The 2,795-nt window shown below is 52.9% G+C and carries 1 protein-coding gene; it reads right to left on the bottom strand.

What is annotated here, in order from left to right; all coding sequences use genetic code 11:
* Window positions 1–336 precede the first annotated feature (336 nt).
* The gene (locus tag J5F18_RS11085; protein ID WP_346298701.1) at window positions 337–1,557 is read right to left on the bottom strand and encodes an argininosuccinate synthase; all 1,221 of its coding nucleotides are present in this window, start codon (window positions 1,555–1,557) and stop codon (window positions 337–339) included.
* Between the last annotated feature and the right edge of the window lie 1,238 nt (window positions 1,558–2,795).

Below are 2,795 nucleotides of genomic sequence, written 5' to 3'. Positions count from 1 at the left end.
TTCTTGGGCAAAGAAATCGAAGATAACTTCCTCGATTGTACATTTCTGTGTGATAGAAAGACCACGCTGAGAGAATACCTGGAAAAAAATCCTGACATCATGTCGCAGCTCCCGCCGGAGGGGCTCCGTGAGAGATACAGTGGGTGAAGGCCATTGCGTGGGTCTGATTCCCTGGTTGTGATGCTGGACTGTTGCACTCAATTTTCGGAGCAGAATAGTTTATTTTTGTCGCACGTGGGCTGTCGTGCTTGCAAAGGGTTGCAGAAATCACCATGTTCATATTCGGCATTTATTTCAATCCGCAGCTTGAAATTCGCTGCGCTGTGAGCGAATTGCTCACGCATCCCCAAGGTCGATGAGTTGTCTACCTGTGGCCAAGGTGCGAAGGCGCAAGGCCTGGAGCTTGATGAATCCAGCAGCATCCTTTTGATCGTACGCACCACCATCATCTTCAAAGGAAGCAACTTTATCATCGTACAGACTGGCAGCAGACTTGCGTCCAACCACAATGACATTCCCCTTGTAAAGCTTTAGACGAACCAAACCATTCACACTCTTTTGTGTAGCATCAATGGCAGCCTGGAGCATCTCGCGATCTGGGCTGAACCAGAACCCATTATAAATCAGTTCTGCATACTTGGGCATAAGCTCGTCTTTCAAATGTGCCTCCCCGCGGTCCAGGCAGATGCTTTCAAGCGCACGGTGAGCATGGAGAAGCACCGTCCCCCCTGGCGTTTCGTACACTCCACGAGACTTCATCCCAACAAAGCGGCTCTCCACAATGTCGATACGACCAATGCCGTTGTCTCCACCCAGCTGATTGAGCTTGGTGAGGAGATCAGCTGGCCCAAGCTCTTTCCCGTCAATAGCAACTGGATCACCGTTCTTAAACTCGATTTCCACGTAGGTAGGCTTGTCTGGTGCTGCTTCAGGGCTCACAGAGCGCGTGAACATGCTTTCATCTGGTTCCACCCACGGGTCTTCAAGAGCATTGCCTTCGTAAGAAATGTGAAGGAGATTCGCATCGGTGGAGTAAGGGGCCTCTCCGCGTTTGGAGTCTGGCACTGGAATACCCTTTGCTTCCGCATAGCCACAAAGCTTGGTACGCGAGTTAAGATCCCACTCTCGCCAGGGGGCAATCACTTTAATGTCTGGCTTGAGTGCATAGTAGCCAAGCTCGAACCGGACTTGGTCATTCCCTTTGCCCGTTGCACCGTGCGCAACGGCATCTGCTCCCACCATTTTGGCTATCTCTATCTGCCGCTTTGCAATGAGAGGTCTGGCAATGGAGGTTCCCAGAAGGTAGACACCTTCGTACACCGCATTCGCACGGAACATGGGGAAGACATAATCTCTCACAAACTCATCGCGCAAGTCGTCGATGAAGATTTCCTTCACGCCCATTTGCTCCGCCTTCTGCCTGGCAGGTTCCAGCTCCTCGCCTTGTCCCAGATCCGCAGTGAACGTCACCACCTCGCATTGGTACTCGTCCTGCAGCCATTTCAGGATCACCGACGTGTCCAATCCGCCGCTGTAAGCCAGGACCACCTTTTTCACCTCCCCCTTGGTAGCTCCTTGCGCTGCACACTGCACCTTCCTACACTGCACCTTGCGCCCGTTGGGCAGCTTCACTGGAGCTCTCAAAGCCTGCATGGTTCCTCGCTGCTTTCAATCGATGTCTTTACCTGCTGCAAGCTTTCCACCTGTGCTTTCCCACCTTTGCACACCACTCTCCGATGCACGGTTTCAGCCCAACTCTGGGACCAGGTCGCGGGTGGTGTCCACCCTTCGCTTCCAACAGCGAGTGCCACGCTTCCTGCGCTCGCTGGTCGCCTCTTCGAGGCTCCTGAGCACGTCGTGGAGACGAGAGAGACGCGCGCACGTGCAAGAAAGACCACGAAGAAATGAAGAAGAATTCGCGGCCTGGCGGCGGCTGGTCCCAACCGAATCGACTTAACTCGAAGCTTAACCGAACGATTCGTCAGGGCTTGAGAGAGGAAACATCGAGGTTAACGCGAGGGGGCGAACGACGTCCTCGACGGGTCATGGCAGAAGGACGGGAGTTTGGGACAGGCGAGGATCCGTCCGGTCGTGGGAATAGTGGAGGGTGCGTCGAGGAATTCGGCGGTCACGTGGGACGTGACGAAGGTCACGTGATGTCATGGAATCCACGAACGAGACCGTTGTGTCGTGCGATGGCGAGCGCAACGCATGGACGTGCGGAACAGTGCGTGCCTGGAACGATGCACGGTACGCTCGCCTTCCACGAGAAAGCGAGAAACAAGAAAGAATTTGTCTCTCCGTCGATAGACGCGCGAGAGATTGGATCGTCAAAAATCCTGGGACTAGGACGCAACGTTTCGAAATTGCGCGTGTCTTTGCTCGTTGCACCATTACACCCCGACGGTGGGTTAGATGTACGCCCGAGGAATATTTCACGAATAAGAATGGACATGCGTTGGACATGCTTCTGAAAACATTGCGTAGATCCTTCCGTTTCGAATTGCTAGGACGAGCACGAGCATTTTTCCATGCATGGACGTATATAGAAGATTGCAAACATTGCGCGCACGCAAGTCCACGTTGTTCTCAATCGGTTTTCCCTGAATTTCGAGTGGAGAAACCACACGTTCACTTGAAATGGCTTCGGTTACTTATGAAACGAAATGCATTGTTAGGAACCATCCTCCTAACATGGTTCCTCATCCATTGAACCCCTGCAATGGATGGTTAGTCCCCGAAGGGGAGTGGTACTTAACCTCTCCCCCACACACTTTGTTATTAAGTTGATCTTG

This window comes from Halomonas sp. BM-2019, from assembly GCF_017584085.1.
This window is presented reverse-complemented; position numbering and strand designations above follow the sequence as displayed.